Source organism: Clostridium sp. AF02-29 (assembly GCF_934835585.1).
Lineage (GTDB): Bacteria > Bacillota > Clostridia > Lachnospirales > Lachnospiraceae > Otoolea > Otoolea fessa.
The window spans coordinates 1-3594 of the sequence record NZ_CAKVZK010000071.1; the positions used below are offsets into that span (position 1 = coordinate 1).

The following is a 3594-nucleotide window of genomic DNA, read 5'->3' on the forward strand; positions in this document are numbered from 1 at the left end:
GTACAGGAAGGCTTGAACCAGTGCGGGGGAGCCTGCGATTTCTGCAATGGCTGTGACAATTTAGGCGGCGGTTCTGTTGATGCATTTTACGAGCCATACATCAATGGCGAGAAGGAACTGCGCGAGATCAATGAAGAATACAGAAGCAACTCCGGTCTGGTAAAGTAGGTGCAGTATGAGACCGCCAGAGATAGCATCTTCCACAGAAGAGGAAAGAAGACAGTATATCAAAGATACCTTTCCGTGTATCGCAGACTGCGATATGTGTGGACTTTGCACCGTATTTAAGGGTAAAGATCCGGAACGTGCACATGCAGATTATATCAGCGGAAAACGAAGTTATCTGGAGGTGTCTGCGGATTACAGGTAAATAGCTGCTGAAAGAATAAAGAAATGATTTAAGAACCATACACTTTTTTGCTTAAACAAAATGGCAGAAATGACGATATTAACAAAAGAAACAATGATGTTAAGATTTATTTGTAATACCGGGGGTAAAAATGAGTTATACGATCAATTTTTCAAAACAAATGTCTGGGATTTTACATCCGAATCCGAATATGTTAAAGAGCACGAAAGAAAAAATGGAGAGACAGTCAGAGCGGGACAGTAAAGTTGCATTTTTTGAGGCACAGAAAGAAAATCTGAAAAATATGAAAACCGAAACGGTGGAGGATATTGCCAAAAAACTGGAAATGTTCCATACCTATGAGGATGAGATCGCTGCGGCAAAGCAGGAGTATAACAGTTCGCAGATGTTTCATATCATGGATGAGGCGGAGGAAGAGGCTGAGAAAAGAGCCAAAGAGGCAGAGAAGAATAAGCCAAAGACCGAGGAAGAAAGAAAAGAAGAAGCTGTGGATGAGGCGCTTGGAACAGACGATGACAAGGGAATGCTTGCTGAAAATATGGAGAAGCTGTCAGAGATCACAGATCAGATGACAGAAGAAATGACCGGTGACCTGACGGAAAACATCGAAGCACTGCCAACGGAGAAAGCACCAGAAGAAACTGCAGAGAAAGAATTATCAGGACAGAAATTATCAACGAAGGAACTGTCAACCGAGGAAAAATTACAGCAGGATGCCATAGAGAAAAAAGCATATCACCCGTTTGACATGCGCGCATAAGAATCCGTAAAGGACTGGGGGAAATGGTTAAAGCAGCCGATAAATAAAGTAACCACTCGGTCCTTTCAGGGGAGTGGAGCAGTCCCGACTGACAGACGGACTGCAGAAAGGAGAAAAATGACAGTTAACGGGGTAGGAAGTTATGGAACATTTGCTGTATCCGGCAGTTCCGGGAGAAACGTAAAGTCCGGACAATCGGTTCGTTTTAATTTTCAGGCTGCAGGCGAGAAGGCTGATAATCTGCTTGCCGGAATGAAAGAACTAGATACCGGAAAAAGAAGTTCTGACAGGAGTATATTGGAGGACAGCGGTTGCTTTGACAGCAGTTATTGGTCCGAAAATATGAAGAAAGCGGCAGAAACGGCAGATTCAGAGCAATCTGTCACAGATTTACGGGAAGAATATGCCAGGCTTTTAAAAGAAAAATCTGAGGAGATCTTTACAAAAATCAAAAATGGTGAAACGGAAAATTCCTATCAGATCGGGTCACAGTCCTTTACAGAGAAAGAGTGGGATGAATTTCTCAGCAAATTCGATTCCTTAGAAGATGCGATCCGGAAACTGATGGAGGAAGAACAGGAAAAAAGAGCGGCAGAAGAGCTGGGAAAGGAGAAGGAAACATCTGTGGAAGAAGCATCCATGGAAAAAGTATCCATGGAAAAAGGGTTCCAGACGGAAGGTGATCTGCTCACGGCAGATTCCACATCCTGTACATATCCTGCCGATCAGCCGGATAAAGAGGATATCCGCTATATCACCTGGTATACCGAGGAGGGTATTTTCTGCCGGAAAGCGGGACAGACAGAAGGCTATGAGTGGTCTATTTCTTTTGAGAACAGGGAACAGTATGAAAAGGTCATGTCATTGATCGGTCAGCTTCCGTCCGACTGGAATCTGCGTTTCGAGGCGCATGAAAATTTCTGGAGAGATTTTTTAGATGATAAGATCGACGTGGATGATTTTATGGATTTTATGCGCAGCATCAATCAGGGTGAAAAGATATTCTGCCGGTATCCGGGAGGTACTTTGTATACCGCCGATGAGATCGATTCACTGATGTTTGAACAGTATTTAAAGGAAAACCATATGACACTGGAAGATTACCACGCCAGCCAGGAAGCCTTTCGGGCAAAGCATGGATATCCGGGATATTATTAAAAAGATTCGGGGGTCAAAAAATTGAAAACCACCTTTTGCCTCCCGAATCTTAAAAATTATTAGCAGGTGCCGTCTGTAACACAAAAAATTGTGTACAGGCGGCACTTTGTGTTATACTCTGAATACGAAAGATGTATCTGAGTTTTTAGAATGTCAAATCACACAAAGTATCGCTTTGTTTTGTTCGAATATCTGAAAATAAAAGAACAGATTATAGAAAGTGAGATATGAAGAAATGCAGTACCACGGAGGAGACATATACAGTAATCGAGAAAAAAGGACAATCAATAAATATAGAAAGGGAAAGTGATATGCAAGAAAATATAAATTTTATTGTGGCAATAGTTACGTCTCTTATTACAATGTGCACATTAATATATAATACTTTTTTTAAGGGTGGTTTTAAACGGGAAAAACAATATTATAATAAGATATTGATTCCATTTATTGAAGCGTTAAAAGCTGGAAATGAAAATGCGTTACAAGAGATAAAAGATCAGATAAACCATACCGATGAATGTGTTCCAAAATATGTTATACATTTGATAAATACATCTCAAATCCAAACGGATAATACGATAACAGATAAAAAGTTATTAAAAGTATTTATATATGATTACTTGGATATTTATCCTAATGATGATAACAGGATGGATCAATTACCATGTATAATTCTTAAAATTTTTACATATTTTAAATTTTTTCTAGCATTTTTGTTCCTTATGGTAGGTAATATGTATTTGTTTATAATCATAAATAGTTTTTTGCAATATGGAATGGATAATGGATTTATTTCATCTTTTACATCAAATATTAGAAGAATAGATTGTTTTGAAATATTAAGGGCTGTAATTTGCTATGGATTATATGTGGCTGTTATTTTTTGGGCGAAAAATTCTAATATAGATAGATATACAACTCGAAAGAAGAAAATTGAAAAAATGATTTGCAGGAAAGTTAAGGCTTATGATAAAAGAAATGACAAGTATGTATATTAAAAAACAAATAAGAAAGAAAGCAACGCGCTAGGACAGTTATGAATCAAGCAGTTTGTAGCTGGCTGTTTGCTTTTTAGATTTAATTTCCAAAAGTGAGAAAAGTTATGAAATATTTATTCAAAACTTCGTACCCAGCATGTTATAATTGATGTAGTTGAATATGAAGGCTACAGAAAGGTTACTCACCGTGAGGAGATTTTATATTTATAATGAGGAGAAAAGGATTATGATTAAATTAGAGAAAAAGAAAAGTTGCATTATATGGATTCTTATGACAGTGATATGCACATTTTTTGTTTGTATGATCG

The 3594-nt window shown here is 38.1% G+C and carries 3 protein-coding genes; all 3 read left to right on the forward strand.

Annotated features, from left to right (window positions below; translation table 11 throughout):
• The first annotated feature begins 500 nt into the window (after positions 1–500).
• The 3 genes from PUQ60_RS11365 to PUQ60_RS11375 all read left to right on the forward strand — a co-directional run bounded on the left by PUQ60_RS11365 (position 501) and on the right by PUQ60_RS11375 (position 3286).
• A complete protein-coding gene (locus PUQ60_RS11365) occupies positions 501–1130 on the forward strand; it encodes a hypothetical protein (RefSeq protein ID WP_006856842.1) in 630 nt (209 codons plus the stop codon).
• Between the two features lie 117 nt (positions 1131–1247).
• A complete protein-coding gene (locus tag PUQ60_RS11370) occupies positions 1248–2288 on the forward strand; it encodes a hypothetical protein (protein ID WP_006856843.1) in 1041 nt (346 codons plus the stop codon).
• A 227-nt stretch (positions 2289–2515) separates the two neighbouring features.
• On the forward strand, positions 2516–3286 hold the full coding sequence (locus PUQ60_RS11375) for a hypothetical protein (protein WP_006856844.1): 771 nt from the start codon (positions 2516–2518) through the stop codon (positions 3284–3286).
• Positions 3287–3594: the final 308 nt, after the last annotated feature.

Bases quoted from the DNA above. Each gene is read 5' to 3' on its own strand.
- PUQ60_RS11365 (WP_006856842.1), top strand. From the start codon at position 501: ATGAGTTATACGATCAATTTTTCAAAACAAATGTCTGGGATTTTACAT.
- PUQ60_RS11370 (WP_006856843.1), top strand. From the start codon at position 1,248: ATGACAGTTAACGGGGTAGGAAGTTATGGAACATTTGCTGTATCCGGC.
- PUQ60_RS11375 (WP_006856844.1), top strand. From the start codon at position 2,516: ATGAAGAAATGCAGTACCACGGAGGAGACATATACAGTAATCGAGAAA.